Source organism: Halorientalis litorea (assembly GCF_023028225.1).
Taxonomy (GTDB): domain Archaea; phylum Halobacteriota; class Halobacteria; order Halobacteriales; family Haloarculaceae; genus Halorientalis; species Halorientalis litorea.
Genome location: NZ_CP095482.1, coordinates 1414850 through 1441609, shown reverse-complemented (window position 1 = coordinate 1441609; position 26760 = coordinate 1414850). Strand labels below are relative to the sequence as shown.

Annotated in this window: 32 protein-coding genes and 1 pseudogene; 17 read left to right on the top strand and 16 right to left on the bottom strand. The window is 67.2% G+C overall.

What is annotated here, in order from left to right; translation table 11 throughout:
• Window positions 1–100 precede the first annotated feature (100 nt).
• From MUG95_RS07730 to MUG95_RS07715, 4 genes are read right to left on the bottom strand one after another with little or no spacing between them, the layout of a single operon-like run.
• The gene (locus MUG95_RS07730) at window positions 101–898 is read right to left on the bottom strand and encodes an ABC transporter permease (protein WP_247005408.1); all 798 of its coding nucleotides are present in this window, start codon (window positions 896–898) and stop codon (window positions 101–103) included.
• Window positions 891–1784: an ABC transporter permease gene (locus MUG95_RS07725; protein WP_247005407.1), complete on the bottom strand. Its 894-nt coding sequence runs from the start codon at window positions 1782–1784 to the stop codon at window positions 891–893. The genes MUG95_RS07730 and MUG95_RS07725 overlap by 8 nt, the downstream gene beginning before the upstream one ends.
• Window positions 1781–2881, bottom strand: coding sequence for an ABC transporter ATP-binding protein (locus tag MUG95_RS07720; RefSeq protein ID WP_247005405.1), 1101 nt, complete (start codon window positions 2879–2881; stop codon window positions 1781–1783). Before MUG95_RS07720 ends, MUG95_RS07725 begins: the two co-directional genes overlap by 4 nt.
• 8 nt (window positions 2882–2889) lie before the next feature.
• Window positions 2890–4011, bottom strand: coding sequence for an extracellular solute-binding protein (locus MUG95_RS07715; protein WP_247005402.1), 1122 nt, complete (start codon window positions 4009–4011; stop codon window positions 2890–2892).
• A 120-nt stretch (window positions 4012–4131) separates the two neighbouring features.
• Between MUG95_RS07715 and hisB the strand changes: the two genes are divergently transcribed.
• Window positions 4132–4719: an imidazoleglycerol-phosphate dehydratase HisB gene (hisB, locus tag MUG95_RS07710; protein WP_247005401.1), complete on the top strand. Its 588-nt coding sequence runs from the start codon at window positions 4132–4134 to the stop codon at window positions 4717–4719.
• Window positions 4720–4723: 4 nt separating this feature from the next.
• Here the strand turns inward: hisB and MUG95_RS07705 are convergent, their stop codons facing one another.
• From MUG95_RS07705 to MUG95_RS07685, 5 genes are all read right to left on the bottom strand, one after another.
• Window positions 4724–5527: a sulfite exporter TauE/SafE family protein gene (locus MUG95_RS07705; RefSeq protein ID WP_372608167.1), complete on the bottom strand. Its 804-nt coding sequence runs from the start codon at window positions 5525–5527 to the stop codon at window positions 4724–4726.
• Window positions 5524–6234 carry an SCO family protein gene (locus tag MUG95_RS07700; RefSeq protein ID WP_247005397.1) on the bottom strand — a complete coding sequence of 237 codons (711 nt, stop codon included), beginning with the start codon at window positions 6232–6234 and terminating at the stop codon, window positions 5524–5526. The genes MUG95_RS07705 and MUG95_RS07700 overlap by 4 nt, the downstream gene beginning before the upstream one ends.
• Window positions 6235–6361: 127 nt before the next feature.
• Window positions 6362–7228, bottom strand: coding sequence for a nitrous oxide reductase accessory protein NosL (locus MUG95_RS07695; protein WP_247005395.1), 867 nt, complete (start codon window positions 7226–7228; stop codon window positions 6362–6364).
• Between the two features lie 63 nt (window positions 7229–7291).
• Window positions 7292–7810, bottom strand: a complete 519-nt coding sequence (locus MUG95_RS07690) for a winged helix-turn-helix transcriptional regulator (RefSeq protein WP_247005393.1) — start codon at window positions 7808–7810, stop codon at window positions 7292–7294.
• Window positions 7803–8867 carry a sulfite exporter TauE/SafE family protein gene (locus tag MUG95_RS07685; protein WP_247005392.1) on the bottom strand — a complete coding sequence of 355 codons (1065 nt, stop codon included), beginning with the start codon at window positions 8865–8867 and terminating at the stop codon, window positions 7803–7805. Before MUG95_RS07685 ends, MUG95_RS07690 begins: the two co-directional genes overlap by 8 nt.
• Window positions 8868–8968: 101 nt before the next feature.
• Between MUG95_RS07685 and MUG95_RS07680 the strand changes: the two genes are divergently transcribed.
• The 4 genes from MUG95_RS07680 to MUG95_RS07665 are packed head-to-tail and all read left to right on the top strand — an operon-like array spanning window position 8969 to window position 10956.
• Window positions 8969–9466 carry a COX15/CtaA family protein gene (locus MUG95_RS07680; protein ID WP_247005390.1) on the top strand — a complete coding sequence of 166 codons (498 nt, stop codon included), beginning with the start codon at window positions 8969–8971 and terminating at the stop codon, window positions 9464–9466.
• A 25-nt stretch (window positions 9467–9491) separates the two neighbouring features.
• The gene (gene trpY / locus MUG95_RS07675) at window positions 9492–9995 is read left to right on the top strand and encodes a TrpY family transcription regulator (RefSeq protein ID WP_247005388.1); all 504 of its coding nucleotides are present in this window, start codon (window positions 9492–9494) and stop codon (window positions 9993–9995) included.
• Window positions 9992–10348, top strand: a complete 357-nt coding sequence (locus tag MUG95_RS07670; RefSeq protein WP_372608166.1) for a 2Fe-2S iron-sulfur cluster-binding protein — start codon at window positions 9992–9994, stop codon at window positions 10346–10348. Before trpY ends, MUG95_RS07670 begins: the two co-directional genes overlap by 4 nt.
• Window positions 10345–10956, top strand: coding sequence for an IMPACT family protein (locus MUG95_RS07665; RefSeq protein WP_247005386.1), 612 nt, complete (start codon window positions 10345–10347; stop codon window positions 10954–10956). The genes MUG95_RS07670 and MUG95_RS07665 overlap by 4 nt, the downstream gene beginning before the upstream one ends.
• Before the next feature lie 166 nt (window positions 10957–11122).
• Here MUG95_RS07665 and upp read toward each other — a convergent pair whose 3' ends face one another.
• The gene (upp, locus tag MUG95_RS07660) at window positions 11123–11788 is read right to left on the bottom strand and encodes a uracil phosphoribosyltransferase (RefSeq protein ID WP_247005384.1); all 666 of its coding nucleotides are present in this window, start codon (window positions 11786–11788) and stop codon (window positions 11123–11125) included.
• 171 nt (window positions 11789–11959) lie between these two features.
• Between upp and MUG95_RS07655 the strand changes: the two genes are divergently transcribed.
• The 3 genes from MUG95_RS07655 to MUG95_RS07645 all read left to right on the top strand — a co-directional run bounded on the left by MUG95_RS07655 (window position 11960) and on the right by MUG95_RS07645 (window position 15597).
• The gene (locus MUG95_RS07655) at window positions 11960–12685 is read left to right on the top strand and encodes a DUF5828 family protein (RefSeq protein WP_247005382.1); all 726 of its coding nucleotides are present in this window, start codon (window positions 11960–11962) and stop codon (window positions 12683–12685) included.
• Window positions 12686–12819: 134 nt separating this feature from the next.
• Entirely contained in the window at window positions 12820–14991 is a 2172-nt protein-coding gene (gene katG, locus MUG95_RS07650; protein WP_247005380.1) for a catalase/peroxidase HPI, read from the top strand.
• A 162-nt stretch (window positions 14992–15153) separates the two neighbouring features.
• Window positions 15154–15597 (top strand): DUF5518 domain-containing protein, encoded by a 444-nt coding sequence (locus tag MUG95_RS07645; protein ID WP_247005379.1) that lies wholly within the window; start codon window positions 15154–15156, stop codon window positions 15595–15597.
• Here the strand turns inward: MUG95_RS07645 and MUG95_RS07640 are convergent.
• Together MUG95_RS07640 and MUG95_RS07635 are read right to left on the bottom strand one after the other, a co-directional pair.
• A pseudogene (locus MUG95_RS07640) lies at window positions 15503–15715 on the bottom strand (hypothetical protein); the annotation flags it as partial. The gene MUG95_RS07645 and the pseudogene MUG95_RS07640 overlap by 95 nt on opposite strands.
• 1 nt (window position 15716) lies before the next feature.
• A complete protein-coding gene (locus MUG95_RS07635) occupies window positions 15717–15902 on the bottom strand; it encodes an FmdB family zinc ribbon protein (protein WP_247005378.1) in 186 nt (61 codons plus the stop codon).
• A gap of 112 nt (window positions 15903–16014) precedes the next feature.
• On the opposite strand from MUG95_RS07635, the gene MUG95_RS07630 reads away from it, so the two are divergent.
• Complete coding sequence (locus tag MUG95_RS07630) at window positions 16015–17205, top strand: inorganic phosphate transporter (RefSeq protein ID WP_247005377.1); 1191 nt, start codon at window positions 16015–16017, stop codon at window positions 17203–17205.
• Between the two features lie 30 nt (window positions 17206–17235).
• Window positions 17236–17472, top strand: coding sequence for a hypothetical protein (locus tag MUG95_RS07625; protein WP_247005376.1), 237 nt, complete (start codon window positions 17236–17238; stop codon window positions 17470–17472).
• A gap of 35 nt (window positions 17473–17507) precedes the next feature.
• On the opposite strand, the gene MUG95_RS07620 is transcribed toward MUG95_RS07625, so the two are convergent.
• Complete coding sequence (locus MUG95_RS07620) at window positions 17508–18914, bottom strand: hemolysin family protein (protein WP_247005375.1); 1407 nt, start codon at window positions 18912–18914, stop codon at window positions 17508–17510.
• 178 nt (window positions 18915–19092) lie between these two features.
• On the opposite strand from MUG95_RS07620, the gene MUG95_RS07615 reads away from it, so the two are divergent.
• The 4 genes from MUG95_RS07615 to MUG95_RS07600 all read left to right on the top strand — a co-directional run bounded on the left by MUG95_RS07615 (window position 19093) and on the right by MUG95_RS07600 (window position 21006).
• Window positions 19093–19350 carry a glutathione S-transferase N-terminal domain-containing protein gene (locus MUG95_RS07615; RefSeq protein WP_247005374.1) on the top strand — a complete coding sequence of 86 codons (258 nt, stop codon included), beginning with the start codon at window positions 19093–19095 and terminating at the stop codon, window positions 19348–19350.
• Window positions 19350–19874, top strand: a complete 525-nt coding sequence (locus MUG95_RS07610; RefSeq protein WP_247005373.1) for a redoxin domain-containing protein — start codon at window positions 19350–19352, stop codon at window positions 19872–19874. The genes MUG95_RS07615 and MUG95_RS07610 overlap by 1 nt, the downstream gene beginning before the upstream one ends.
• A gap of 37 nt (window positions 19875–19911) precedes the next feature.
• A complete protein-coding gene (locus tag MUG95_RS07605) occupies window positions 19912–20487 on the top strand; it encodes an L-threonylcarbamoyladenylate synthase (protein WP_247005371.1) in 576 nt (191 codons plus the stop codon).
• 135 nt (window positions 20488–20622) lie between these two features.
• Window positions 20623–21006, top strand: coding sequence for a CBS domain-containing protein (locus MUG95_RS07600; RefSeq protein WP_247005369.1), 384 nt, complete (start codon window positions 20623–20625; stop codon window positions 21004–21006).
• Between the two features lie 129 nt (window positions 21007–21135).
• Here MUG95_RS07600 and citZ read toward each other — a convergent pair whose 3' ends face one another.
• Window positions 21136–22272 (bottom strand): citrate synthase, encoded by a 1137-nt coding sequence (citZ, locus tag MUG95_RS07595; RefSeq protein WP_247005367.1) that lies wholly within the window; start codon window positions 22270–22272, stop codon window positions 21136–21138.
• 201 nt (window positions 22273–22473) lie between these two features.
• On the opposite strand from citZ, the gene MUG95_RS07590 reads away from it, so the two are divergent.
• Entirely contained in the window at window positions 22474–23697 is a 1224-nt protein-coding gene (locus tag MUG95_RS07590) for a potassium channel family protein (RefSeq protein ID WP_247005365.1), read from the top strand.
• Here MUG95_RS07590 and MUG95_RS07585 read toward each other — a convergent pair.
• Window positions 23694–23954: a DUF7536 family protein gene (locus tag MUG95_RS07585; RefSeq protein WP_247005364.1), complete on the bottom strand. Its 261-nt coding sequence runs from the start codon at window positions 23952–23954 to the stop codon at window positions 23694–23696. The genes MUG95_RS07590 and MUG95_RS07585 overlap by 4 nt on opposite strands.
• Before the next feature lie 132 nt (window positions 23955–24086).
• Here MUG95_RS07585 and MUG95_RS07580 point away from each other — a divergent pair, with 132 nt between their 5' ends.
• Window positions 24087–25043: a succinylglutamate desuccinylase/aspartoacylase family protein gene (locus MUG95_RS07580; RefSeq protein WP_247005362.1), complete on the top strand. Its 957-nt coding sequence runs from the start codon at window positions 24087–24089 to the stop codon at window positions 25041–25043.
• A 6-nt stretch (window positions 25044–25049) separates the two neighbouring features.
• Here MUG95_RS07580 and MUG95_RS07575 read toward each other — a convergent pair whose 3' ends face one another.
• Window positions 25050–25277 carry a hypothetical protein gene (locus tag MUG95_RS07575; RefSeq protein WP_247005360.1) on the bottom strand — a complete coding sequence of 76 codons (228 nt, stop codon included), beginning with the start codon at window positions 25275–25277 and terminating at the stop codon, window positions 25050–25052.
• 164 nt (window positions 25278–25441) lie between these two features.
• Between MUG95_RS07575 and MUG95_RS07570 the strand changes: the two genes are divergently transcribed.
• Window positions 25442–26728, top strand: a complete 1287-nt coding sequence (locus tag MUG95_RS07570) for a binary toxin-like calcium binding domain-containing protein (protein ID WP_247005358.1) — start codon at window positions 25442–25444, stop codon at window positions 26726–26728.
• Window positions 26729–26760: the final 32 nt, after the last annotated feature.

Here is a 26760-nt window from a genome sequence, read left to right as displayed (position 1 = left end):
CCGTCAGACGGCCGTCATCGGTGCGTCGGCGCGCCCTCCGGTGCGCACGGGAGCGACGAGCGGTGTGATACGGTGCCTTACCGACCCGACCAGCCGGGGCTCAGGTGTCGGTCACGAACCGCTCGATGCCGGCGAGGACGCTGCCAGCCACGACTAGGAGGACGACGGCCACGAGCAGCAGCGTCGAGACGACGCTGACGAGCGGGTCGAGCCCCTGCCGGAGAGAGTTCCACGCCTGTACCGGGACAGTTCGGGTGTCTGGGCCGGAGAGGAACAGAGTCATGACGAACTCCTGCAGGCTCACGACGAACGCGACAAGTGTCGCCACGAGGAGGCCGACGCGGACGTTGGGGACGACGACGGTCAGGAACGCCCGCGCCGGGGCGGCTCCGAGGTCTTGGGCCGCCTCGGACATCTGCCAGTCGAACCGGGCAAACGACGCCTGCACGACCGAGAACGTCAGTGGCGTCGCCCACAGCGAGTGGGCCGCGACGATGGCCACGTAGCTCTGTTGGAGCCCGAACCTGCTGAAGAAGGTCAATAGGACGATGCCGATGATGATGCCGGGGACGAACAGCGGGAGGACGGTGAGTCCGACGATGGCCGTCCGGCGCGGTCCGTCGAGTTGCCTGACCCCGAGGGCGGCAGCCACACCGACCAGCATCGAGACGACCGCGGTCCCTCCGGCGACGAGCAGACTGTTCAGCACCGACTGGAGCCACGCCGGCCGTTCGAGCAGTGCCCCGAACCACCGCGTCGAGAGACGTGCCGGTGGGAAGGCGACCGCCCCGGACGCGCTGAACGCCGTTGCGACGACGACCAGCAGCGGCAGCGTCATGAACACCATCAAGAGTCCGACGACTCCCCAGAGGAGCCACGGACCGACCCGGTCACGCATCGAGCAACCCTCCGTCCCCGTCGACCCGCAACAGCGTGACCGACAGTGCGGCGAAGACGAGCGTGACCGTGACGACCGCGAGTGCCGCGGCCGCCGGCCAGTCGAACTGCGAGAGCAGCAACTCCGAGATTAGGATACCCGTCGTCTGTTCACTCCCGGACCCCAGCAGGAGTGGGGCGGCGTACGCCCCGACGGACCACGTAAAACTCACCACAGTCGCGACGGCGACACCGGGCCGGACGTGCGGGAGTACGACCTCCCGGAACGCGCCCCACTCTCCCGCCCCGAGGTCGCGGGCCGCCTCGACGAGTTGTTCGTCCAGCGCCGACAACACCGCGTACGTCGCGAGAATCGCGTACGGCGCGACGATATACAGCTGTCCGAGCACCGCACCGACGAGGTTGTCGACCAGCAGGAGCGGTTCCGGCACCACGCCGCTCGCGGTCAGGAGTCCGTTGAGAACGCCCTGTGGCGCGAACACCAGCAGGACGGCGAACAGTTTGACCACGAGTGTCGTGAACAACGAGAGGACGGCCACACTCAACAGCAGAGCGCGAACCGCGCCGTCCGCCCGCCAAGCCGCGTATGCGTACACGACACCGATTGTGACCGCGAGCACCGTCACGAGAAGCCCGAAGACGACGGTGAACCCGAACACTTGATGGACGAGTCCAGTGTCGGCGACGTACCGGTACCCCGCGACGGACCACGAACCTTCGGCGAACGCACCCCTGGCCGTCGGGGCGGCGAAGCTGAGTCTGAACAAGTACCCCATCGGGACGAGGAAGATACCGACGTCGAGTACCAGCAACGGCACCAGCAGTACCACCGTCCGCCAGCGGTCCGGCACCGACGGCACCGGGAATCGGTACGCCTCGGTGCTCATCGGTACCGGTCACCCGCCTCCGAGAAGTAGATGGCGTCCGCGGGCCGCCACTGGAGTGTCACCGTGTCGTCCGCCGTCACGTCGATACCAGTCCCGACCGGCACCTCGGCGAACAAGCTGGCCCCATCAGCCGACAGGCGGAGCCGCACGCTCGACCCGCGATGGATGGTCTCGACGACAGAGCAGGTGGTGGTCACCGCCTCCGTGGCGATGCCGCCGTCCTCGATGGCCGTCGCCCCGGCGTCGAGGGTCATCCACTCCGGCCGAAGCGAGACGACGACGGTGTCTCCCTGCCCCACCGACGCGTCCCTAATCGGCGCACGGAAGCGGCCGACGGGCGAGGAGAGGATTGGTCGGTCGTCGGCCGCGACGACGCGGCACGTGATGAAGTTCGTCGACCCGAGGAACGACTCGACGAAGCGGTTCCGGGGGTCGTCGTACACCGTCGTCGGGTCCCCGACCTGCACCAACCGTCCGCTGTCCATCACGCCCAGCCTGTCCGCGAGCGTGAACGCCTCGTTCTGGTCGTGCGTCACGTACACCATCGTCGTCTCCAGGCGGCGCTGGATGTCCTTGATTTCGATTTGCATCGACTCGCGCAGGCGACGGTCGAGGTTCGAGAGCGGTTCGTCGAGCAACAACAGGTCCGGGTCCACGGCCAGCGACCGCGCGAGCGCGACTCGTTGTTTCTGCCCGCCGCTCAGTTCGGCCGGTGCCGCGTCCGCGTACGACGCCATCTCGACGAGGTCGAGTTTCTCCCGTGCCTGTTCACGACGCTCGGCCTTGCTTACGCCCGCCATCTTCGGCCCGAACGCGACGTTCTCGTGCACGGTTTTGTTCGGGAACAGTGCCCAGTCCTGGAAGACGATGGAGCAGTCCCGCCGATGGGGCGGGTTGTCGGTCACGTCCACCCCGGCGATTCGGACGCGGCCGGTCGCTGGTTCCTCGAACCCCGCGATGGTCCGCAGGGCTGTCGACTTCCCGCAGCCGCTCGGACCGAGCAAGCAGAACAACTCACCGTCGTCGACTGTCAGCGATACGTCGTCGACTGCGGTGATGTCGTCGTAACGTACTGTGACTCCGTCAAGTTCGAGCATGTTCCCTCTCAGTTGTTCTGTACCAGTTGCCGGTACTCTTCGTTCAGGTCCGAGGAGTACTTGGCGACCCGCGCGAAGTCACGGAACGCGACGTTCCCGAGTTCCTCGTTCGCCGTCGGCACGTTCTCCGCAGTCACGTCGGGGTACTCGGTTTCGGCGTTCGCCATCCCGAGGCCGAACTCGTCCGCGTATGCCGTCTGCATCTCGGGGCTGATGAGGAAGTCGAGGAACCCCTCCGCAGTCTCCCGCTTGCCCGACCCGCGGACCACGTGGTAGTAGTCGGTGTATCCCGTCGTCTGCTCCGGCACGGTCACGCCGATGTTCATCGTCTCCGTCGACCGGGCCTTCGCGAGACCGTAGGCGAAGAAGTAGTGCCCGACGTTCGCGAGTCCCTGCTCCAGCGTCGTCCAGAGGTCCTGTGCCCCCTCGTAGAACGTCGACACCGGGATGTCGCGGAGGATGTCGAAGAGTTCGTCTGCGTTGTCCCGGTCGTAGACTTCCCGTGCGAGCGGTTCGCTGTCGTCGATGACTGCTGCCATCATGAGGTTCTTCAACCAGAACCCGCTCGCGAGCGTGACGTTCGACGCCTCCTCGGAGACCATATCAGCCCACGTCTCCGGCGTCCACGTGGTCGCGTCCTCGTTGTAGACGTACGCGTGGACTCCGTACGCGACCGGTACGGCCGTCTCGGCCGCTTGACTACCCATGAGCCGGTCTTTGATGGCTCCGCTGTTCGAGAGGTTGTCGTACCGGACCGGTTCCCAGAGGTCGCCCTGATTGCCACGGTAGTTGATGCGGCCGCCACCGACAGTCACGTCGAACGGTGGGTCGTCCTCGGGTGACTGGCGAACCTTCGGGACGATACCCGACCAGTTCCCGACGACTTCGAGGGTGTTCCCCGTCCGGTCCTCGTATCTCGGCTTGATGACATTCTTGAAAACGTCCGTGTTCGCCCCGCTCCAGGTCGACACCCTGAGAACCTCACTACTGCTCGCACTCGACCCGGTGACTGTCCCATCGCCCTCACCCGACCCGGTACAGCCAGCGAGTGCAGCCGTCGTGGCGGCCCCCGCTGCGAGGAAGGCACGTCTGTTGACAGTCGGGCTCCGACTGGAATCGTTCTCAGCCATCGAACGTACAACGGCCTCCTGCTAGAAAAGGAGACTGTTCTCGACAGGTCGGCGTGCTCGTCCGGCCGAAACCGCGAACGAACGCGGGGTTCTTTTACCACTCGGCTATGTGCGTGAAGTATGAGCGAGCGGACGGCGGCCGTGTCACGGACGACCGCGGAGACGGATATCGACGTGACACTCGAACTCGACGGCGACGGTGAGGCGACGGTCGACACCGGCATCGGCTTTCTCGACCACATGCTCGAAGCCGTCGCCGAGCACGGCCTGTTCGACCTCACCGTGCAGTGTGACGGTGACCTCGACGTCGACGACCACCACACCGTCGAGGACGTCGCCATCACCCTCGGGCAGGCACTCGACGAGGCACTCGGCGACAGGCGCGGCATCCGCCGGTTCGCCGACCGGACCGTCCCGATGGACGAGTCCCGCGCCGAGGTGGTCGTGGACGTCTCGGGCCGTCCGTACTTCCGGTTCGAGGGGGCGTTCGAGCAGGAACGCGTCGGCGAGTTCACCAGCGTCATGGCCCGGCACTTCCTGCGCTCGCTGGCGACCAACGCCGGCCTCACCCTGCACGCCAGCGTCGACGGCGAGAACGCACACCACCAGATAGAGGCTCTGTTCAAGGCGTTGGCCCGCGCGCTGGACGACGCCACCCGTCTCGACGAACGCCGGAGCGACACGCCGAGCACGAAGGGCGAACTCTGAGGCTTCAGGGCAGACAGTACTGGGCCACGTCCACGAACGCGTCTATCGGCTGGTATATCACGTCGTGGACCGGCGGGAGCGGCACCGGGAGGCCGAGCAGTGCCAGCCCGTGTGACAGCGGCAGGTACCCGAGGGCGACGAAGGCGACGCCGAGGCCGCGGTGGACGCGCCGGAGCCAGTCAGTCGGTGCCGCCGCCAGCACCGTCCCGTAAAACAGGAGCGACGGGAACGTGCCCAGTCCGAGGACGCCCAGCGCGACGGCTCCCTCGACGGGGTCGCCGCGCGCCAGCGCGTAGAGGTACGCCGGGTACAGGAGCGGACACGGCAGGAAGGCGTGAACCGCGCCGAGGCCGAGGATGCGTGGCCCGCGCACCCAGCGGTCGACACGGCGAGTCAGCCACGTGACGGCCCGGGACCCGCCGTCGAGACGGGCTAACGGCCCACCCGCGCCGCCGCGGAGGTAACTCAGCCCCGACCCGACGACGAGGGCACCGACGACGACGCCGACGACGCCGCGGACGCCGTTGGCGGCCTGTGCGATGCCTGCGGCGTCGTAGACGAGCGACCCGAACAGGCCCATCACCGCGCCGAGCGTGGCGTACGCGACGGTCCGGCCAGTGTTGAACAGGAAGTGCTGGCGCACTGCTCGCGTCGTGAGTCGGTCGCCAGTCTCGACTCGGTCGGCGTACACCGTCACCAGCGGGCCGCACATCCCCAGACAGTGCGCCCCGCCGAGCAACCCGACCAGTCCAAACACCGCGAGTTCGAGCCGTGGGGCGAAGGTGAACGCACTGGCGGGCACCGTCAAGACTCCCGTTCGCGGAGCGTCGTCAGGTCGTCACGAACGTCCTGTGGGCGGACGGTCTCCTCGTCCCCGCTCTGGAGTTTGTACGCACGCTCAACGTAACCGTCGGCGTTCGCCAACAGGATGACACCGGAGTGGGCGAACATGTACGCGTCCATGTCCTCGGGCGTCGTCTTGGTGAAGCTCACGCCGTAGCGGTCCTGCACCACCGTCTTCGCCCGTGCCTCGCTCTCGGGCCGGAGAAAGTACCAGTTCCCGGCGTCGGTGGCCACGTCGTGTTGGGTCGCCCACTCCCTGAGCGCGGCCGCGTCGTCCCGGGCCGGGTCGAACGTCGTCTCGACGAACGCCACGTCGTCGGCGTAGCCGTTCTCGATGCTGTGGTCTTGGACCCGCGCCATGATGGCCGTCAACCGGGGACACATCGTCATACACGTGGTGTAGACGAACGTCAACAGGAGGTCGCCGCCGGCGAAATCCCCGGGGAGCGAGAGCGTCTCCGCCTCGCGGAGGGGGGCCGGGAGTGTCGCCTCCGGCAACTGGTCGCCGTGTGTCGGGAACGGGAGCGCGCTCGGGTCCACCTCCCACTCCGTCGCCGAGAGGTACGTGTTGCCGTCCGACGCCGACCCGCCGATGAACCCTGTACAGCCAGCCAGTCCGACTGCCGCGCTCGCGCCGAGCGAGGACAGGAGCGTCCGTCGTGTTCGGTCCATATCCGAGCGTTCGACTCGCCGGGGAAGAACCCCGTAGTACGTTTCTCGAAGACGGCACCGCCACGGCGAGACGGCGAGGCCGCTACGGGGACTGTGTGAAGAGGAGTGCTACGCCGCCGCGCGGTCCTCAGGCGTCCTCGACGAACCGGCGGCGATACTGCACGGCGAGGTCACGGTCGAACGCGTCGAGACCCACGATGTCGTCGGTCGTGAGGTAGTCGACCGCGTCGACGTAGGCCACGGCGTCGGCCCGGTCGGCGAACGGGGCCGGGTTGCGCCGCATCGGGTCGTTGACTCTCTCGCTGTCGGTTTCGAGCGCGTAGTGTGCCGTCGTTCCGTCGACGCGCTCCCGCGTCTCGAAGTCGGTCACCCACACGCCGGTGATGGGGGCGTCGGTGGCCGCGAACTCGTCGGGAAGTGCGTAGTAGGTGACCATACACCCCGCGGTGTCGAAGAACGCCCGCTCCCCGTCCTCGTGGACCACCTGTGCGTTCCAGTCCGGGTACTCCGCCGGAACCATGTTACACACCGGACAGTTCGCGTCCGAGGGGACGGTGACGGCTTCGGCGGCCGATGCCGCCGTCTCCGTCTCGCCCCCGTCGCCCTCGTACGCGACGTAACTCGCACACCACCCGCTGGGGTCGATGGTTCCCTCGACGACGGCACAGGCCCCGACGCCGTCACCGTTCTTGTCGGGGATGTAGAACCGACACCCCGAACACTGCGCGCCGTCGTTCGATTCGGTCTGATACTGCACCGCCTCTTTCGTCGACACCGCGGACGGGTCACGCTCCGTGCCGTCGAGGGCAGTCGCCGTCTCGTACGCCGCCGGAACGTCCGCCACCGTCGTCGGCGTCGCCGTGTCTGTCGGCTCCGGGGTGGCCGTCCCGCCGTCACCGTCGCCGCCGTTACAGCCGGCCAGCCCCATCGTGACGCCGGTGCCGACGAGCGTGAGCAGTCGACGCCGGTCGAACTCCGTCGATGCGTCCTGCATACGCGCCGATTCCACGTCGGCGGACAAGAACCCCGTAGTACGTTCCTCGAACGTGACACGCCGTCAGGCCGCGTCGTCGAGGAACCCGTCCACGAGTTGCATGAACCGGTCGACGAACCGGTCGGCGTAGGTCGGTGCCACCTCCGAGAGGAGGAGTGCCGTCTCGTGCGGTCGTTCGAGGTGGACGCTGACCCGCCCCGTCTCGTCCCGCCGTTTCTCGACCACGCCACACGCTATCAGCCGGTCGAGGTGGTACTCGACGGTCGACCGACTCACACCGATGTCGTCCGCGAGCGCGTCCGGGTGCTGGCCGTCCGTGTCGAGGAGTCGCCCGACGATACCGCGCGCGCTCTCGCGGCGCAACAGCGCGAGCGTCTCCTTCTCCCACTGGTCGTATCCCGTCGGGTAGTAGTGCGTCTGGCCGTAGACGGTCGCCCGTTCGAGTCGGTCGTCCCGCACTAACCGGGAGACGTGGTGTTGGACCTGTCCGGTGGCTTGGTCGAGCGCGTCGACGATGGCACTGAAGTGACTCCCCGGATGCTCGCGCACGTACTGCTCGACGACGGCGCGCGATTCAGTCACGCTCCATCCCCCCGTCGTTCGACGCGCCGGTGCGGCGCGTGACGGTGTGGACGGCCGCCGCGAGCAGGACGACGATAGCCGCGTCGGCCAGCAGGTCGACCTGCTGTTCGAGGCCCGGGCGGATGACCGAAACGGCACCCAACCGGCCGGCCAACACCTGCGCCGCGAACGCGAGGAAGGCGAGCGTGACCAGCAGATACGCCAGCGACCGCCGCCGGACTAGCACCGTCAGGCTCACCCCGAGCAACAGCAGCGACCCGACCACGGCGACCGGAACCGCGACCAGTACCGGCAACCCTGCCCCCGGTGCGGGGAGCGAGAGCCTCGCTGGCTGGGGGACGGGGAGGCCGAGTGCCACCAACCCGCCGAGCAGCGTCCCGACGCCGAGGAGGACGAACGCGGCACCGACCGCACGCGTCCCGAGGCGACCCAACTGAACCGAGTCGATTACCACGCCGAACACGAGCAGTGCGGGCAGCGTCCCCAGCCCCAACGCCGCGAGGACCGCGGCCCCGGCCAGCGGGTCACCGAGCGCGAACGCGTAGAGGTACGCCGGATACAGCAGCGGACAGGGAAACAGCCCGTGGAGTGCCCCCAGCACCGCCGTCTGTGGCCCGCCGAGACGCCTGTCGACGCGTCGTCGCACCGCACGGCTCACCCGTCCTAGCGGTGCCCACAGGCTCCGTGCCGTGCCCGACAGGAGCGGGTTCGACGTACCGGCGAGGTGGGCGAGGCCCGACGCCACGACGACGATGCCGACGGTGACGCCGACGAGGCCACGGACCGCGCCGAACGGCCCGGGGAGGTACCCGGCCGCACCGGCCACGAGGCCACCGAACAGGCCGAACAGGCCGCCGAGGACGGTGTAACTCGCCGTCCGCCCGAGGTTGAACAGCGCGTGCTGGCCGAGGACCCGGCCGCGTCCGTCGGGCATCCGGTCGGCGTACAGCGAGACGAGCGGTCCGCACATCCCCACGCAGTGGCCGCTCCCGAGGAAGCCGATAGTCCCGAAGAGCGCGAGCGTGGCGACGCCGCCGTCCGGGAGCGACCCGAGCATGGGTGGTGGTAGACGGTCCCCCTACAGAAACCTCGCTCCCGTTCCCACGTTCGAGAAACGTACTACGGAATTTAAGCCGACGGCACGTTCGACTGTCGGCCGTGAACACCGCCCGTTTCCGCCGTCTCGCGGCCGTCACTGCCGGTAGTACGTTCCTCTTGATGTGCGTCGGGGCGTACACGAAAGCCATCGGTGCCGGGTTGGCCTGCCCCGACTGGCCGACCTGTTACGGCACGTGGGTCCCGTTCCTCCACCCGGCGGTGATGGCCGACGCCCCGTTCTCGCCGGCGCAGGTGTTCGCCGAGTGGCTGCACCGGACGCTCGCCGCACTCACCGGCCTCCTCGTCGCCGCTACGGGCGTCGGCGCGTGGCTGACCGGCGAGTCCGGGTGGCCGGAGCGGGCCGCACTCGCCGCGGCGGGACTGCTTCCCGTGCAGGTCCTGCTCGGCGGCCTCACCGTGACGGCGCGTCTACAACCCGCCGTCGTCACCGCTCACCTCGCCACGGCCGTCCTCATCTTCGCCGGCGTGGTCGTCGCCGCAGTCGGCCGCCGGACGCCGCCCGGGACGGGGCGGCGACCCGAAGCCCCGAACCCCTAAACCGGAGCCAACCGTCCGTCGGGGCATGTTCGACGAGATAATCGAGAAGTTCGAGGGAAGCCCCTCACAGCAGGCGGTCATCCGTCTGCTCCTCGAACGCGGGTTCTCGGTCAACGACGAGGGCCGCGTCGTCTCGGGCGGCATCGAGATACCCAACACGGGTATCGCCCGGGAAATCGGCGTGGACCGCCGGGTGGTGGATTCGACCACCGACACAATCCTCGCCGACGAGGAACTGCGCCGCATCTTCCAGAACATCTCCCAGATTCCGAGTCTGATGGACCTCGCGCCGGTGCTCGACTTGCACGTCCTGACCGTCGACGTGACCGACACCGAGCGACCGGGTATCGTCGCGGACATCACCGGTCTCATCGCCGACCGCGGCATCTCGATGCGCCAGACCGTCAGCGAGGACCCCGAGTTCGCCGTCGACCCCAAACTCTACATCATTACCGACCGCGCACTGCCGGGTGACCTCCTCAACGAGATTCGCGAACTGCCGTACGTGCGCAAGATAGAACTCAAGTGACTCCCGACGACACAGCCACCGACGACACCGTGACCGTCACCGTCCGCGACGGCGACGACGAGACCACCCTGACGGCCCCGACAGGGGCGATACTCCGGGACGTGCTCCTCGACGCCGGGTTCTCGCCGTACACCCGCTACACGGCGTCGCTGAACTGCGGCGGGCGCGGGCTCTGTGCGACCTGTGGCGTCCGGGTCCACGACGGTGCCGGCGAGCACCCGCCCGACCACTGGCACGACCGACTCGCCGCCCGCTTTGGCTACCCACGCCTCGCCTGTCAGGTGGTTCTGACCGACGACGTGGCGGTCGAGATACCCGACAAGCGCGTGTGGGGGGGACGCGAACCGGAATGACCGACACCTATCGCACCCTCGCCGGCCGCGGGGAAGCCGACTTCACGGTACAGGGGTCGGAGTTTCTCGGCCACGCCGCACCGGTCACGGACGTGGCCGCCGCCGAGGCGTTCGTCGACGAGGTGCGCGACGCCTACACCGACGCGACGCACAACGTCCCGGCCTACCGTGTCCGGGCCGACCCACTCCGGGAGTGGTCGAGCGACGCCGACGAGCCCTCCGGGTCGGCCGGGAAACCAGCACTCAACGTCCTGCAGGGCGAGGAGCTACAGAACGTGGCCGTCGTCGTCACGCGGTACTACGGCGGAACGAAACTGGGCGTCGGCGGGTTGGCACGGGCGTACTCGAAGGCGGTCAAACTGGCCGTCGAGGACGCCGGTATCGTCACCGAACGGCCACACGAACGCTTCACTGTCGTCGTCGAGTACGACGACTCCGGGACGGTTCGTGGCCTCCTCGAATCGGCGGGCGTCGCGTTCGAGGCGACGTACGAGGCAGAGGTGACCTTCGACGTGCGCGTCCCCGTCGCCGAGGCTCCCGCGTTGCGGGACCGCATCCGAAGCGCGACCAGCGGGCGGGCGCGCATCGACGGCGAGTTCGACGACTGACGTGTTTCTTCGTTGTCTCGAACTGTGACACGAGATATCACGGGTTCCGATGGAGATGCGGAGCGGTCGCTGTCAGGCGTATTTCCAGCCGAAGCGGAGGGGTACAACGGGCGTCGATACGGCCGCCGTCGTCACGGGCTGTCGACGGGTCACCGCATCGGACCTGTCAGGTCGTTCGGAACGCACGGTCGCCCGCGTCGCCGAGGCCAGGGACGATGAACCCCTCACTATTCAATCCGTCGTCTACGGCGGCGGTCACCACGTCCGTCTCGGGGAACTCGTCGGTGACGCGGGCGACGCCTTCGGGCGCGCTGACCGCGGCGAGGGCGAGCACCCGGGCCGGGTCGCCGGCCGCGTGGACCCGCTCCAGCGCGGCACACATCGTCGACCCCGTGGCGAGCATCGGGTCGGCGACGACGACGGTGTCTGTCGGGCCGATGGCTGGGAGGTTCTCGTACGCCACGTCGATGGGGAAGGTGCCGCCGTCCATGCCCGCCGTCTCGTCCCGACTCGCGCTCAGCATCCCCTGTCTCGCGTCCGGGAGTGCCGTCAGCATCCCCTCGACGAACGGGACCGCCGCCCGGAGAACGGTGACGACCACCACGTCGCTGGCCACTCGCTCGCCGGTGGTCGTCGTCAGGGGCGTCTCCACTTCGACCGTCTCCGTCCCGAGTACGTCGTCGGCGAGTTCGCCGCCGCAGACCCGCCCCAGTCGGACCAACGCGTCCCGGAACGCGACGCCGTCCGTCTCCACGTCGCGGAGCGTCGTGAGCGCGTCTTGGGCGAGGGCGTGGCGAATCACGCGCGCGTCGCCGTGTCGTTCGATGGCCATACGCCCCGTTACCGTCGCCGCTCGTTTATAATCGTCCGTCCCGGGTCCGGCCGGCGGTGCCTGCGACGGCTCGCCCGCCCGGTTTCCCCTGTCATCGAGCGGTGACTTTTAACGCCTTGGCTACCCTACTGGGACGAAAGGGTTACAACGACCCTCCACAGGCACCCACCAATGGAAGAGAGCGTCTCCGGATTCAAACAGCGCGGTCGCTGGGTCGACGTCGTCGAACACGGTGAGCGTCTCACTCGTGCGTTGAAAGACGCCGCCGACGACGCCGACGTGGCGGTGGACTCGGCGGACATCGCCGAGTTCGACGACTGGCGGCCCAAGACCGACGAACGACTCGACGAGGACGTGAACGAGAAGACGGCCGAAAAGGCGAGTGTCGCGGAGGGTGAGGGTGAGAAAGCCGGCGCGGATGTCGACGAGGACCTCCAGACTGCGGGCGAGAAACTCTCCGAGTCCTACGAGAAACTCGACGAGGACCCCGACGAGGCGGTCGACAAGTGGGGCGAGTCACTCGATTACGTCGCGCGCGCCGCGGACTCGGCCGGGCGGAAGGCCCTCCGCGCCGTCGAGGGAGCCGTCTACAAGAACGTGATGACCCAAATCGCGCCGTACTACTTCGACAACGCCCTCGTCAGTGCCAACCTCCGCCGGGTCGGGTCCGACGAGGCACCCGAGTACGTCTTCGAGGTGAACGTCAACGACGACGACCTGAAGATACGCGTCTCGAACAAGTTGGCCGACTACGAGTCCTCGGTCGACCGCTGGCACGTCGACACACCCAAAGACACTGCAACTGCTGAGGCCGTCGAGGGCGTCGAGACGCCCGAACCCAACGGAGAACTCGACTCCGAGACTAACGACCCGGCGACCGACGCCGACGACGAGTAAGTTCCAGCGGACCCCTAAGACTGTCTCGGGGTTTGCGCTCTCTGAACGGACCTTTGGTGTCCATTCAGAAAAACATAGAATCGAACAACCAAAGATTTGTATTCGACAAGAGCTAGCCTTCGCTTGAACACCCAATGTCGAGCGACAATACGAGCCCAACCCCGAGCGGACGCCGAACGAACAGGGAGTGGTGGCCGGACCGCTTGAGTCTGGCCCCTCTCGAACAGAACGCCCGCGACGCCGGACCGATGGACGAGGACTTCGACTACGCCGAGGAGTTCCAGAAACTCGACCTCGAAGCGGTCAAAGCGGACATCGAAGACGCCATCACGGAGCCAAAGGACTGGTGGCCGGCCGACTACAGTCACTACGGCCCGCTGATGATTCGGATGGCGTGGCACAGTGCCGGTACGTACCGCGCGTACGACGGCCGCGGCGGCGCGGCCGGCGGCCGACAGCGGTTCGCCCCCATCAGTAGCTGGCCGGACAACGCCAACCTCGACAAGGCACGCCGTCTGCTCTGGCCGGTCAAACAGAAGTACGGCCGCAAGCTCTCGTGGGCCGACCTGCTGATTCTCGCAGGGAACGTCGCCGTCGAATCGATGGGGTTCCAGACGTTCGGCTTCGCCGGCGGGCGCGAAGACGACTTCGAACCGGACGAAGCCGTCGATTGGGGGCCCGAGAAGGAACTCGAAACTCAGGAACGTTTCGCTGAAGCCGGCGGGATTCAGGAGGGGCTCGGTGCCTCCGTGATGGGTCTCATCTACGTGAACCCCGAAGGTCCCGACGGCCAACCGGACCCGATGGCCTCGGCGAAGAACATCCGCCAGACCTTCTCCCGCATGGCGATGAACGACAAACAGACCGCCGCGCTCATCGCCGGCGGGCACACCTTCGGCAAGGTCCACGGTGCCGACAGCACGGAGAACGCGCACGGCCCCGACCCCGAGGAGGCTCCCATCGAGAACATGGGTCTCGGCTGGCAGGACGGGGAGACGGCCGCGGAGGAGGGCGTCACGACCAGCGGCATCGAGGGCCCGTGGACGTCCTCGCCGACCGAGTGGGACATGGGCTACGTCGACAACCTGCTCGAGTACGAGTGGGAACCTGAGACGGGTCCCGGCGGTGCCTGGCAGTGGACGCCAAAAAAACCCGAGGAAGTCGAGACGGCCCCGGACGCACAGAACCCCGACGAGGAAGTCACGCCGATGATGCTGACGACGGACATCGCGCTGAAGCGTGACCCGGAGTACCGCGAGATTATGGAAACCTTCCAAGAGAACCCCATGGAGTTCGGCATGGCCTTCGCGAAGGCCTGGTACAAGCTGACCCACCGCGACATGGGGCCGCCGGAGCGGTTCCTCGGCCCGGAGGTTCCCGAGGAGACGATGGTCTGGCAGGACCCGATTCCCGACGCCGACTACACGCTGGTCGGCGACGAGGAGATAGACCTGCTCAAAGAGCAGATTCTCGATTCGGAGCTGTCCCGTACGCAGTTGGTCAAGACCGCGTGGGCGTCGGCGTCGACCTACCGCGACAGCGACAAGCGCGGCGGTGCTAACGGTGCCCGCATCCGACTGGAGCCCCAGCGGAGCTGGGAAGTCAACGAACCTGCGGAGCTCGAGACGGTCCTCGAAACCTACGAAGAGATTCAGGCGGAGTTCAACGAGTCCCGTTCGGACGGGACGCGCGTCTCGCTCGCTGACCTCATCGTGCTGGGCGGGAACGCCGCCGTCGAACAAGCGGCCGCCGAGGCTGGCTACGACGTCGAGGTTCCCTTCGAACCGGGCCGAACGGACGCCACCGCGGAGCAGACCGATGTGGAGTCCTTCGAGGCACTCAAACCGGAGGTCGACGGGTTCCGCAACTACATCGAAGACGACATCGACAGACCGGCCGAGGAAGTGCTGATCGACGAGGCCGACTTGCTCGACCTGACGCCGGACGAGATGACGGCACTCGTCGGCGGGATGCGCGCACTGGGTGCGACTTACCAGAACTCCGACCTCGGTGTCTTGACCGACCAGCCGGGCACGCTGACGAACGACTTCTTCGTCAACCTGCTGGACATGGGCACGGAGTGGCAGCAGTCACCGGAGTCAGACCACGTCTACGAAGGGTACGACCGTGAGACGAGCGAACTGAACTGGCGCGGCACCCGTGTCGACCTCATCTTCGGGTCACACGACGAACTCCGGGCCATCGCAGAAGTCTACGCCTCCGAGGACGGCGAAGAGCAGTTGATCCAAGACTTCGTGGACGCGTGGCGCAAGGTGATGCAGGCCGACCGGTTCGACCTCGAGTAGCGACCACGGCCTTCGATCACCGCTTTCTTCGCGCCGCCCACGTCCGACGGTGCCGCCGTTGCCGTCGCGACGGCAACGCGCCGAAGCCGGCCTACACGACCTGCCCGAGCCAGTCTGCGGCGTTCTCCCAAAATTTTTGTCGATACGTGTCCAACGGATTGTATGGTCCAGCCCTCCCTTCCGGACCCGCGAACGGATACCGGTTGGCGGTACGCCATCGTCGCCGGCGGCCTCGCGGGAACGTACACACTCCTCGAATACTTGCTGTCCACGGGGACGACGCTCCGTCTCAGCCCGGTGGTCTTCGCTGGCCTGCTCGGCGGTCTGCTGTTCGTCGACGCCGACGTTCCGCCCCGCCGGGTCGGCCTGCGGACCGGCCTCGTCGCGTCCGTCCCGCTGGTATGGCCGTTCGTCGACCTCCTCCGGGCGATTCCAGCCTTCACGCAACCACTATGGTTCGACGCCGTCCAGTACGCCGCGGTCGCGGTCGCGGTCGGTCTGTTCGTCCTGTTCACCGTGGTCGTGACACAGGCCGGTGCTGTGGTCGGGGCGTGGCTCGCCGCGAAGGTCGGGCCGGACCGGCCGGCGGCGACCGCAGAGGGATGACATAGCGGTCGAACAGGTCTGTCGAGAGATACCGCTCGCCGGTGTCCGGGAGGACGAAGACGGTCGTTTCCTCGGGGTAGTCGGTGGCGACGTCTATCGCCGCAGCGGCGGCCGTGCCGTCACGTCGCCCGGTCGCTCCAATCGGTCCGCTCGACACGGTAGCCCCCACACTCGGGACAGACCTGCCGGCGCACGCGAAAGCCCGTGTTGCACTGGGTACACTCGTACTCCGCACCGTCGTCGGTCCGGCGGGTGCGTGCTAGCCGTCGCAGTCGCTGTAACACCATCCCATCTCCCTTACGCACTGCTGTGACCCCTTCGGATATAATCCTCCGGGCGCGATTACAGAGCGCGAAAGGACCACCTTCACGAGCGTCCCGGCAGGTTCTTAGGGGTGCTCCCTGTACCGCCGTGGAGATGGTCGCCGCTGGCACAGTCGCCACGTTCCTCGTCGCGGGTGCCGCCAGCCTCTTTATGGCGTGGGCTATCGGTGCCGGGTCCTCCGGGTCGACGCCCTTCGCCCCTGCAGTCGGTGCCAACGCGATTTCGGTGATGCGGGCGGGCTTTTTCGTCGGCATCCTCGGGTTGGCCGGTGCCGTCCTGCAAGGTGCGAACGTCACCGAAGCCGTCGGCCGCGAACTGATACTGAACGTCACGATTTCGCCGACGGCTGCCGTCGTCGCGCTGCTGACGGCCGCGATTCTCGTCGCAATCGGCGTGTTCGCTGGCTACCCCATCGCCACTGCCTTCACCGTCACTGGGGCCGTCGTCGGCGTCGGGTTGGCACTCGGCGGTGACCCGGCGTGGTCCAAGTACGGCGAGATTGCCGCGCTGTGGGCCGCCACGCCGTTCGTCGGCGGCGGCATCGCCTACGGAACTGCCCGGATGCTCAGAAACGAGCGCGTCCCCGAACGCCTCGCAGTGCCCGCGCTCGCGGGCGTCGTCGGGGCCATCCTCGCCAACACGGAGTTCGTCCTGCTCGGGCCGGCGGGCGAGGCCGCCTCGCTCACCGCCGTCGCGACGACTCGCGTGGGCGACGCGATTCCAGCTCTCGGCACGTACGCCGTGGTGACACTGCTTGCGGCACTCGCCGTCGCCGTCGTCCTCTGGTTCGACATTCGGGCGGACGCGGAGGCGGGCCAGCGACACTTCCTGCTCGCGCTCGGCGCGCTGGTCGCGTTCTCGGCCGGCGGGAGTCAGGTCGGCCTCGCGCTGGGACCCCTCCTCCCACTGCTCGACCCCTACAACCTGCCGTTGCCGGCCGTCCTGCTCGGCGGTGGCTTCGGCCTCCTCGTCGGGTCCTGGACCGGCGCGCCCCGGATGATAAAGGCACTCTCACAGGACTACTCGGCACTCGGGCCGCGCCGCTCCATCGCCGCGCTCATCCCCTCCTTCGCCATCGCACAGACGGCCGTGTTCTTCGGCATCCCCGTCTCGTTCAACGAGATAATCGTCTCGGCCATCATCGGCAGCGGGTTCGCCGCCGGCGGCGGCGACGTGAGCGGGAAGAAGATGGGTTACACCGTCCTCGCGTGGATACTCTCGCTCGCGTTGGCGTTCGGCCTCGGCTACGGCGTGTTCACCGCCGTCGACGCGCTCCTCGGGTAGGTTTTTGTCGAACCGTCCCCAACGTCGGCTGTGATTCCCCTCTGTGACACGCCCGGACAGTCCGCCGTCGCCGCGGCCGTCGGCGGCCTCCTCGGCGGCGGGCTCGCGGTGACGTTCGGTCTCGGCGTCACCGTGGCCGTCCTGCTGGCCGGTTTCCTCGCCGGTGCCGGTGACATCCTCGCGCACGTCCTCCGCGGTGACGCACAGTTCCGGGCGGCGGTCACACGCGTCCGCCGGGCCGTCGGCCGCCGTGGCGAACCGCCGTAGGCCGCCAGCAGTCGGCGGTCCGTCGCCGCCGGTACTCAGTCGGTCCGCGCTTCTTCGGACTCGGTGTCCGTCGGCGTGCCCTCTTCGTCCGTCTCTCCGGCGGTGGCGACGCGTTCGACGCGCGCTTTCATGATGCGGGTGTTCTCGACCTGTTCGACGCGGATTTCGACGCCGTCGTACTCGATGTGTTCGCCTTCCTCGACCAGTCGCCCGGCGAGGTTGAAGATGAACCCGGCGATGGTCTCGAACTCCTCGCCCTCGGGGATGTCGATGTCGAGTGCCTCGTTGACCTCCTCGATGTTGACCTCGCCTTTGACGAGGACGGCGTCGTCGCCGACGAACTCGATGGGCTCTTCTTCCTCGCCCTCCAGAATCTCGCCGACGATTTCCTCGGTGAGGTCCTCCATCGTCACCAGTCCCTCCGTCGTCCCGAACTCGTCGATGACGACGACCATGTGCATGCGCTCGTCGCGCATCTCGGCGAGCAACTCGTCGACGTTCTTGGACTCGGGGACGTGCAGGGTCTGCTCGCGCACGTCTTCGAGTTCGAGGTCGCCGTCGACTTCGCCGTATTCGAGGTCACGCACCAAGTCCCGAATGTTGACCGTCCCGATGATGTTGTCCAGACTTCCCTCGTACACCGGGAGGCGCGTGTGACTGCTCTGCACGCACGTCTCGATGGCCTCCTCGATGCTGTCGTCGGCGGACACGGCGGTCATGTCCAACCGCGGGGTCATCACCTCCTTGGCGATGGTGTTGTTGAACCGGAGCGTCCGCTGGAGCATCTGGCGTTCGTCCTCGTCCAGCACGCCCTCGCGCTCGCCCGTCTCGATGATGTCCTGTATCTCCTGTCTGGTGACGTACGACGTCTCGATGGCGGACTGCCCGCCGGTGATGCGGTTGACCTGCTGTGTGAGGAAGTCGAAGACGACGATGAGGGGCCACAGCGTCCGCTCGGCGAACTTCAGCGGGCGGGCGATGGTCAACGCCCACGACTCGGTGTTCTCGACGGCGTAGGATTTGGGCGCGCTCTCGCCGAACAGGAGGACCAGAGCCGTGATGCCGAACGTCGAAGCCAGCACCGCCAGCCCTTGGTCGTCCAGCAGAATCGCCAGCAACCCCGTAGCGATGGACGACATGGCGATGTTGACGAGGTTGTTCCCGACCAGAATCGTCACGAGCAGTCGGTGGGGGTCCTCTTTGAGTCCCTGTAGCGTTCGCGCGCCCGGCGTGCCGTCCTCGACGAGGGCGTCGACGCGGTGTGCTGCGAGCGAGAACATGGCTATCTCTGACGAGGAAAAAAACGCCGAGAGTAGCAACAGCAACAGAATGACGAGGAGGCCAACACCGATAACGAACCCGTCGGTGAGGACCACACCGAACACGTCGGTGGCGAGTGGTATCGTATCGAACCCGACGCCGAGTGCCGAGACTACACCCATTATCGCCGAATTTTGCTACGGGTCGGATTAAGGCTTGTCATAGCCCGAACACGCCACTGTCCCCCGTTTCTGTTCCGGACCGGACGGCGACGAGACGCCACCCGTCGGTCGGTCGCGTTCGTGCGGCGCGTGCGGACGCCCGAAGGCTTACCCTGAACTGTCCCGTACGTACGACCCGATGAGCGACCCATCCATCACCCTCTACCGGTTGCAGGGGTGTCCCTTCTGCGAGCGCGTCGTACGCAAACTGGACGAGTACGACCTCGACTACCGCTCGCGGTTCGTCGAGGCACGCCACTCGAAGCGGGACGTGGTCAAACGCATCTCGGGCAAGCGGACCGTCCCGGCAATCGTCGACGAGCGTACCGGCGTCACGATGTCCGAGAGTGCCAACATCGTCGCGTACCTCGACGGAACGTACGGGGAGGGTGCGTGATGGAACTGGACTTCGAGGTGGTCGACCTCCCGGCGGTCGACCCCCCGGCGGTCGGCGAGCAGGCCCCCGACTTCGAGCGGCCGCTGGTCACCGACGAGTACTGGGAGGACACCGCCCTCTCGGAGTTGACCGCCGAGGGACCGGTCCTGCTCGTCTTCCACCCCATGGACGGCGACTTCCCGACGACGTACATCTGGAACGAGATACGGGACCGCAACTGGGGCCACCGCGAAACTGATGGGACTCTGCAGGTCGTCGGCCTCTCCATCTCCACGCCGTACGAACACAAGACGACCATCGCCCAGCGCGGGATGGACTACCGGCTGTTCTCGGACCCGAAAAACGGCGTCGCCGAGGCCTACGATATCGTCAACGACCTCGACGGGATGGCCGGTATCGAGGAACCCCGACCCGCCGTCTTCCTGCTGAACGAGGACCGCGTGGTCCAGTACGCGTGGGTCGCCGACGAGTGGCCGGACTTCCCGGACTACGACGACATCGAGGCCGCGCTGGCGGACCTGTAGCGACCGACTTTTGCCCGTTCCCGGCCGAGACGGGGGCATGACCGACGTGACCGACGCCGCCGCCGCCCTCGCGGCCGGTGACCTCGTGGTCTACCCGACGGAGACGGTGTACGGCCTCGGCGCGAACGCACTGGACGAAGACGCCGTTTCCCGCGTCTTCGCGGCCAAAGGCCGAGACCGCGAGAAACCCGTCTCGCTCGCGGTCCCCGACGTGGCGACGGCCACCGAGTACACCGCACCGACGGCCCGCGAACGCGAGTTCATGGACGCGTTCCTCCCCGGACCCGTCACCGTCGTCGTCGAGAAACGCGAGATGGTCCCGGACATTCTGACCGCGGGCCGTGACCGCGTGGGCGTTCGGGTTCCGGACCACGACGTCGCCCTGTCGCTCCTCCGCGAGTTCGCGCCTGTCACCGCGACCAGCGCGAACGTCAGCGGCACGGGGAGCGTCCGCGAACTCGACGCCCTCGGCGACCGAATCCGCGACGCCGCCGCGGTTCTGGTCGACGGCGGAGCGACGCCCGGCGGCGGGAGTACCGTCGTGGACGTCTCCGCCAGCGAAGTCATCCGTGAGGGCCCCCTCGCCGACGAGATACACGAGTGGCTCAGCTGACCTGCCGGAACGGACTCCGACCGTCACAGGAGCCGATAGATTTTTAATATAATAATCGTTAATGAAGACAATCGGAAACGGAGCCCGGTAGTACATATGGATGCCGATAGATTAGAAAATCCCGTCCGCAACGTCATGACGAGTCCGGTGCGAACAATCGACTCCGACATGTCGGTGACTGAAGCAGCGCGCATCCTCTGGGACGAGCGTATTGGTGCACTCGTCGTCGAGGGTGACGACGACATCGCTGGCATCGTCACGGAGAGCGACATCGTCCGTGGTGTCTGTGCAGGCCACGACGCCGAGCGTCTCCGCGTGCGCGAACTGATGACCGAGGCCGTCATTACAATCGACCACGACCAGGCTGTCCGAAACGCGAGCGCGCGAATGCAGGACAACAACATCAAGAAACTCCCCGTCGTTGACGACGGAACCTTGGTAGGTATCGTTACCACGACCGACATCGCCGAGTCGCTCGCACCGACTTTCGAAGATGTCCTCGCGGCGTTCGCGGAATGAGCCCGTACCAGGACGACGGTCATTACGCCTCCGCTGCCGTAACTTCGAACGAACAAGTGCCCGCCGTTCGCTTCCTTTCTCCCCGTTTCACCACCTGAAACTGTCCATCCATACCGTCCGCTCGCGTGGTTACCGCTCGTCGACGCTGGGGAACTCGCGGGTGTCCGGGCCGATGTACCGGCCACGGGGGCGGATGAGCCGATTGTCGTCGTACTGTTCGAGGATGTGGGCTATCCAGCCGCCGGCGCGGGACATGGCGAAGATTGGCGTGTAGATGTCGACTGGGATGCCCATCTGGTAGTACGTGGAGGCGGAGTAGAAGTCGACGTTCGGGGCGAGCCCCTTCTCGTCTGCCATCCACTCCTCGATAGCCATCGAGTACTCGTACCAGCGGGGCGTTCCGGCCGCCTCGCCCAGTGCCTTGGACTTCTCGCCGAGGATGCGGGCGCGCGGGTCCTTGACGTTGTAGACGCGGTGGCCGAAGCCGGGGACGCGCTCGCCGGCTTCGAGTTTGTCCTCTGCCCACTCGACGGGGTCTTTGCCGGAGTTGTCGAGTTCGAGCAGGGCCTCCATCACGTCCTGGTTCGCGCCGCCGTGGAGCGACCCGGAGAGCGCGCCGATGCCGCCGGGAATCGCAGAGTGGAGGTCCGCGAGCGTCGAGGAGATGACCATCGAGGAGAACGTCGAGGCGTTCAGGCCGTGGTCGGCGTGCAGGACCAGCGCCATGTCGAACGTCTCGGCGAGCACTTCGTCGGGTTCCTCGCCGTTGAGCATGTAGAGGAAGTTCTCGGCGTGGCCGAGGTCCTCCCGGGGCGCGACGATGTCGTCGCCGTCGCGGGCGCGAGTGAAGGCCGCGATGATGGTCGGCATCTTCGCCGTGATGCGCCGACCCTTCCGGAGGTTGGCCTCGCGGTCCTGCGTGTCGGCACCGGCGTCGGGGTCGTAGGCCGACAGCGCGGAGACGGCCGTTCGGAGCGCGGCCATCGGGTTCTCGTCCTGTGCGGCGAGCGTGCGGACGAGTTCGACCACGTCGTCGTCCAGCGACCGCTCGGTACGCATCGCGTCGGTGAACTCGGCCAGTTCGTCGCTGTCGGGGAGGTGGCCGTGCCACAGCAGGTACAGAACCTCTTCGTAGCTGGCGTCCCGCGCCAAGTCGTCGATGGAGTACCCGCGGTAGACGAGTTGACCTTCGTCACCATCGATGAAGCTGAGTTCCGACTCGGCGACGAGGACACCCTCGAGACCCTTCTTGAGCTCGTCGGACATACCCCCCCGTTGACTACCTTCCGGCAAAAGTATTATCTTCTGTCCCGGAACGCTCGGTGGGTCCACCCCCTCGGGAGTGAACGTATGCCCACCTGCGACGCCTCCCGGCCGACGAATCCCGTGCTGTTCGGACCCGCGCGGACACACCGCGAGGCAGCCACCGGGCAACGTTTTTGAGTCGCGGCCGTGGAGGTAGGGGAGATGGCAGCCGACGATGTGGGGTACGAACCGGTCGGGGTCGTCGAGGTACTGGCGGAGATGAAAGACACCTCCGAACTCCTCATCGACCTCTCGTACTCCGCCGTCCTGTTCGGCAACGAGGAACTCGCAGAGGAGGTGCTGGAACTCGAAGAGCGGATGGACCTCCTCCAGTTGCGCGCCCGGATGAGCCTCCTGATGGCCGCGCGCAATCCCTCGGACGCCGAAGGCCTCGCACCCGTCCTCGGCGTCGTCGGTGCCGCCGAGAAGATATCCGACGCGGCCGGCGACATCGCCAAGATAGTGCTGGAGGACATCGGCCTCCCCGACGCGATGCGTGCGACCCTCCCCGAAGCCGTCGAGACGCTCGTCCGGGCGACCATCGTCCCCGACTCCCCGCTCGCGGGGCGGACGCTCGGCGACATGAACCTCGAAACCGAGACCGGCGTGCGGGCTATCGCCATCCGTCGCCCCGACGGGTGGCTGTTCAACCCCGGCCCGGAGACGACGCTGACCGTCGACGACGTGGTGTTGTTTCGTGGCCCCGAAGCGGGCATTACCGAGGTGTACGCCGACGCGACCGGCGACGCGTACGCCTCCCCGACGGCCCCCGAACCCGCCATCGACGACCTCGAACGGGCGGTCGACTCCATCGTCCACATGAAGAACATGAGCGAACTAGCCGTCGACCTCGCCTACGGCGCGGTGCTATTCGACGCCGCCGACGTGGCCGAGGAGGTGCTGAACCTCGAAGCCGAGGTCGACGCCCTCCAGTCGCGCTTCGAGGCGTGGACGCTGCGGGCGGCCGGCCGCGTCGAAGACCCGGTTTCGCTCCGGGGACTCGTCCGTCTGGCCAACGCCACCGAGGTCATCAGCGACGCCGCGCTCGAAATCAGCGAGGGCGTCCTCCGCGGGTTGGGGACCCATCCCGTCGTCGCGGAGGCGGTCAGAGAGTCCGACGAAGTCATCGTCCGGACCACCGTCGCGGCGGACGCGATGCTCGCCGATACGACGCTCGGCGACGCGATGGTCAAGACGGAGACGGGAATGCGCGTCATCGCCGTCAGGCGTGGACAGGACGGGCCGGACGCCGACACCGGGACCCACGACAGCGGCTGGGTCGTCTCTCCCGGCCCGGAGACGCGACTCCACGGTGGGGACGTTCTCATCGCCAAGGGGACCCGCGACGGGGCCGACCGACTCGCCGCGCTCGCGGCGGCCGGTTAGAGTTCTTTCGAGAGCCGATACGCGCTCACCATCGTCAGCCCCATCGTCAGCAGGCCGCCGAGGCCGACGGCGAGGACGAACGCGAGTCCGACGTAGTACAGTGGTGACCGTCGCACGCCGGGGACGACGACGAAGAAGACGAAGATGGCGACGGTGACGACGAGGCCGGCGACGAACCCGACCCGTGCGTTCCGCTGGACGTTCAGTGCCGCCATGAGTGCGGCCGGCCCGCTCGTGTCGTCGCTGTCGGATGCCACGTCGCGATGTAGGGACCGCCCGCTCAAAATCGCGTCGGTCCGCCCCCTCGTCTCGACACGCCGCTCGCCAGTCCCGGCAGGTGACCGTGCGTATCGAACGGCCTAAGACCGTGGGGCCGCGGCTTCACTGTAATGACTAGCCTCGGTACGGCGAGTGCGGCACCCGGGGAAATCGACACCGGACGGCTGTTCGTCGGCGAGACCCGCGACGGCTCCGACGTCGGCCTCCCCGTCGCCGTCGTCAACGGTGCCGACAGCGGACAGACGCTCTACGTGCAGGCCGCCAGCGACGGCGACGAACTCAACGGCGTCGGCGTCGTCCAGCGGCTCCTCCCCCGTCTCGACCCCGACGACATCGCGGGGACCATCCTGGTCGTCGGCATCGTCAACTACCACGGGTTCCAGGTCGCCGAACACCGCAACCCGGTCGACGACACGAAGATGAACCGGACGTACCCCGGCGACGCGAGGGGCACGTCGAGCGAACGCATCGCGGCCGCGACGTTCGACGCCGCCACCCGCGCGGACCTCGTTCTGGACCTCCATCAGGGGTCGACCTCCCGGATGATAGAGGAGTGCCGCGTCCGGTGTGGGTCCCGTCACCGCCTCCACGACGAGTGTCTCGAACTCGCGAAGGCCTTCGGCTGTGGGTACATCCTGGACCAGAAAGGCCCCGACGGCCAACTCGCCCGCGCTGGCCCCGACGAGGGCATCCCGACCATCGACCCCGAACTCGGCGGGTCGGTCGGGTGGGACGAGCAGTCCATCGAAATCGGTGTCCGGGGCGTGCTGAACGTCCTCGACTACTACGGGTTCACCGACGGTACGCGCGCTCCCGACCCACAGACGCGGGCGACCGGGTTCGAGCAGTACGGCGCGCCGGTCGGTGGCCTCGTCACCGTCCACGCGGAACTGGGCGAACGCGTCACGCGCAACCAACTCCTCTTCGAGGTGACCGACGTGTTCGGCCAGCGCAAGGCCGAGGTCACCGCCGACTCTTCCGGCGTGTTCTGGCGCGCACGCCGCCTTCCACAGGTCTCATCCGGCGAGTACGTCTGTTCGGTCGGTACCAACATCGACACGTACTGACCGCCGTCACTCGGCGAACGGACCCACGGCCGGCCGACTGTCGGTCTCCGTCTCCAGCGCGTATGCGTAGTCCGCCGCCCGGAGCGCGACTATCACGGCGTCCGCCGCCGCGTCGTCGGCGTCGAGGTCGACAGTCTCCAGCGTCTCCTCGAGGTCCCGGCACGTCCTGACGAGGAGATGCGCCCTGTCGCTCTGCGGCGTCTGCCGCCCGCGACCACGGTTCCGGTCTCCCATGGTCGCCCGTTCGGCCTGCAACGACTTGGTAATGGACCGGCTACTATCCCTCTCCGGTGGGTTTGGCCGTGGTGTCGTCCGAGCGGCGAATCACCACACCGCCGGCCGGGAGTCCCGGCGTGTAAACGAAAAATAATTTTGTCCGCGTCGAAACACGGAGAAGTGTGCGAAAAGCGATACCGCTTGCCGTCTGCGTACTGCTGTTACTGGCCGGTTGTGGGGGACTCGACTCACAACTGCCGGGTGACTCTGAACCCGAACCGACCGAGCCCGAGCCGACGAGTACGGACTCGGCGGCACCGGACATATCGACGGACGGAACGGACACGCCGGTAGACGGAACGGAGACCACCGCGACCCCGGAACCGACGCCGACGCCCGGTGACGACGACGGACTCTCCCGAGTAGAAGAGCGCGAACACGGAACCGACCCGACGGTCGCCGACACGGACGGTGACGGCCTGTCCGACGGCGCGGAAGTTGACGAATACGGGACGGACCCGACGGTCGCCGACACGGACGAGGACGGCCTGTCCGACGGCGCGGAAGTTACGGAGCACGGAACCGACCCGACAGTCGCCGACACGGACGGGGACGGGTTCTCGGACAGCGAGGAACTGTCCGAGTACGGGACGGACCCGACGGCAGCCGACACGGACGGGGACGGCCTGACCGACGCCGAAGAGGTGTCCGAGTACGAGACGGACCCGACGACCGCCGACACGGACGGGGACAGTCTGCCCGACGGTGCCGAGGCGGAGATGGCCGACCTGTATCCGGACGCCGACCCGCTCCGCAAGGACATCTTCGTCGAAGTAGATTACACGGAGCGCGTCTCGGACCGCCAGATTCGTGACCTCGAACGGGAGTTCGCGACTGCCCCGGTGTCGAACCCCGACGGGTCGAACGGCATCCAGTTGCACGTCTACTTCGACGACGAACTCACCTGTAGCGAACCGCTGACGCGCGGTTACCCCATCGAGTACGTCTGTGCCGCCGACGGATACACCACCGGTGACCTCGACCAACAGGACGAGAACCCCGAAGTCGTCCGCGGGTCGGACTTCCCGGGGTACTACGACATCCGCATCGTCGGCCAAGTGTCCCGGTCCTCCGGGCGGCAGATGCCCGTCGACGGCGTCGCCTACGGAGGTGAATCACCGCCGCTCGCGTTCGTCGAAGAACAGACGGACGACGAAGTGACGACGGACATCTTCCTCCACGAACTCGGTCACCTGCTCGGCATCGGCGGCCGCTTCCCGGGTGTCGACAGCCGGCGGTACTCCTTCGCCGAGTACCCCAGCGTGATGAACTACAACGCCAACAGCGGGTTCCACGAGTTCGCGACGACGACGCCCGGGTCACGGACCGACTGGGAGATAATCAACGCCTCGCTCGCCGACCGGTTCGACTCACGGGCCATTCTCGACGCGGAAAACGACCGAGACTGAGCGACACCCCGAACTGCGGGTGGGCCGTCGCC

Bases quoted from the DNA above. Each gene is read 5' to 3' on its own strand.
- MUG95_RS07730 (WP_247005408.1), bottom strand. From the start codon at position 898: ATGCGTGACCGGGTCGGTCCGTGGCTCCTCTGGGGAGTCGTCGGACTC.
- MUG95_RS07725 (WP_247005407.1), bottom strand. From the start codon at position 1,784: ATGAGCACCGAGGCGTACCGATTCCCGGTGCCGTCGGTGCCGGACCGC.
- MUG95_RS07720 (WP_247005405.1), bottom strand. From the start codon at position 2,881: ATGCTCGAACTTGACGGAGTCACAGTACGTTACGACGACATCACCGCA.
- MUG95_RS07715 (WP_247005402.1), bottom strand. From the start codon at position 4,011: ATGGCTGAGAACGATTCCAGTCGGAGCCCGACTGTCAACAGACGTGCC.
- hisB (WP_247005401.1), top strand. From the start codon at position 4,132: ATGAGCGAGCGGACGGCGGCCGTGTCACGGACGACCGCGGAGACGGAT.
- MUG95_RS07700 (WP_247005397.1), bottom strand. From the start codon at position 6,234: ATGGACCGAACACGACGGACGCTCCTGTCCTCGCTCGGCGCGAGCGCG.
- MUG95_RS07695 (WP_247005395.1), bottom strand. From the start codon at position 7,228: ATGCAGGACGCATCGACGGAGTTCGACCGGCGTCGACTGCTCACGCTC.
- MUG95_RS07685 (WP_247005392.1), bottom strand. From the start codon at position 8,867: ATGCTCGGGTCGCTCCCGGACGGCGGCGTCGCCACGCTCGCGCTCTTC.
- trpY (WP_247005388.1), top strand. From the start codon at position 9,492: ATGTTCGACGAGATAATCGAGAAGTTCGAGGGAAGCCCCTCACAGCAG.
- MUG95_RS07665 (WP_247005386.1), top strand. From the start codon at position 10,345: ATGACCGACACCTATCGCACCCTCGCCGGCCGCGGGGAAGCCGACTTC.
- upp (WP_247005384.1), bottom strand. From the start codon at position 11,788: ATGGCCATCGAACGACACGGCGACGCGCGCGTGATTCGCCACGCCCTC.
- MUG95_RS07655 (WP_247005382.1), top strand. From the start codon at position 11,960: ATGGAAGAGAGCGTCTCCGGATTCAAACAGCGCGGTCGCTGGGTCGAC.
- katG (WP_247005380.1), top strand. From the start codon at position 12,820: ATGTCGAGCGACAATACGAGCCCAACCCCGAGCGGACGCCGAACGAAC.
- MUG95_RS07645 (WP_247005379.1), top strand. From the start codon at position 15,154: ATGGTCCAGCCCTCCCTTCCGGACCCGCGAACGGATACCGGTTGGCGG.
- MUG95_RS07630 (WP_247005377.1), top strand. From the start codon at position 16,015: ATGGTCGCCGCTGGCACAGTCGCCACGTTCCTCGTCGCGGGTGCCGCC.
- MUG95_RS07620 (WP_247005375.1), bottom strand. From the start codon at position 18,914: ATGGGTGTAGTCTCGGCACTCGGCGTCGGGTTCGATACGATACCACTC.
- MUG95_RS07615 (WP_247005374.1), top strand. From the start codon at position 19,093: ATGAGCGACCCATCCATCACCCTCTACCGGTTGCAGGGGTGTCCCTTC.
- MUG95_RS07610 (WP_247005373.1), top strand. From the start codon at position 19,350: ATGGAACTGGACTTCGAGGTGGTCGACCTCCCGGCGGTCGACCCCCCG.
- MUG95_RS07605 (WP_247005371.1), top strand. From the start codon at position 19,912: ATGACCGACGTGACCGACGCCGCCGCCGCCCTCGCGGCCGGTGACCTC.
- MUG95_RS07600 (WP_247005369.1), top strand. From the start codon at position 20,623: ATGACGAGTCCGGTGCGAACAATCGACTCCGACATGTCGGTGACTGAA.
- citZ (WP_247005367.1), bottom strand. From the start codon at position 22,272: ATGTCCGACGAGCTCAAGAAGGGTCTCGAGGGTGTCCTCGTCGCCGAG.
- MUG95_RS07590 (WP_247005365.1), top strand. From the start codon at position 22,474: ATGGCAGCCGACGATGTGGGGTACGAACCGGTCGGGGTCGTCGAGGTA.
- MUG95_RS07580 (WP_247005362.1), top strand. From the start codon at position 24,087: ATGACTAGCCTCGGTACGGCGAGTGCGGCACCCGGGGAAATCGACACC.
- MUG95_RS07575 (WP_247005360.1), bottom strand. From the start codon at position 25,277: ATGGGAGACCGGAACCGTGGTCGCGGGCGGCAGACGCCGCAGAGCGAC.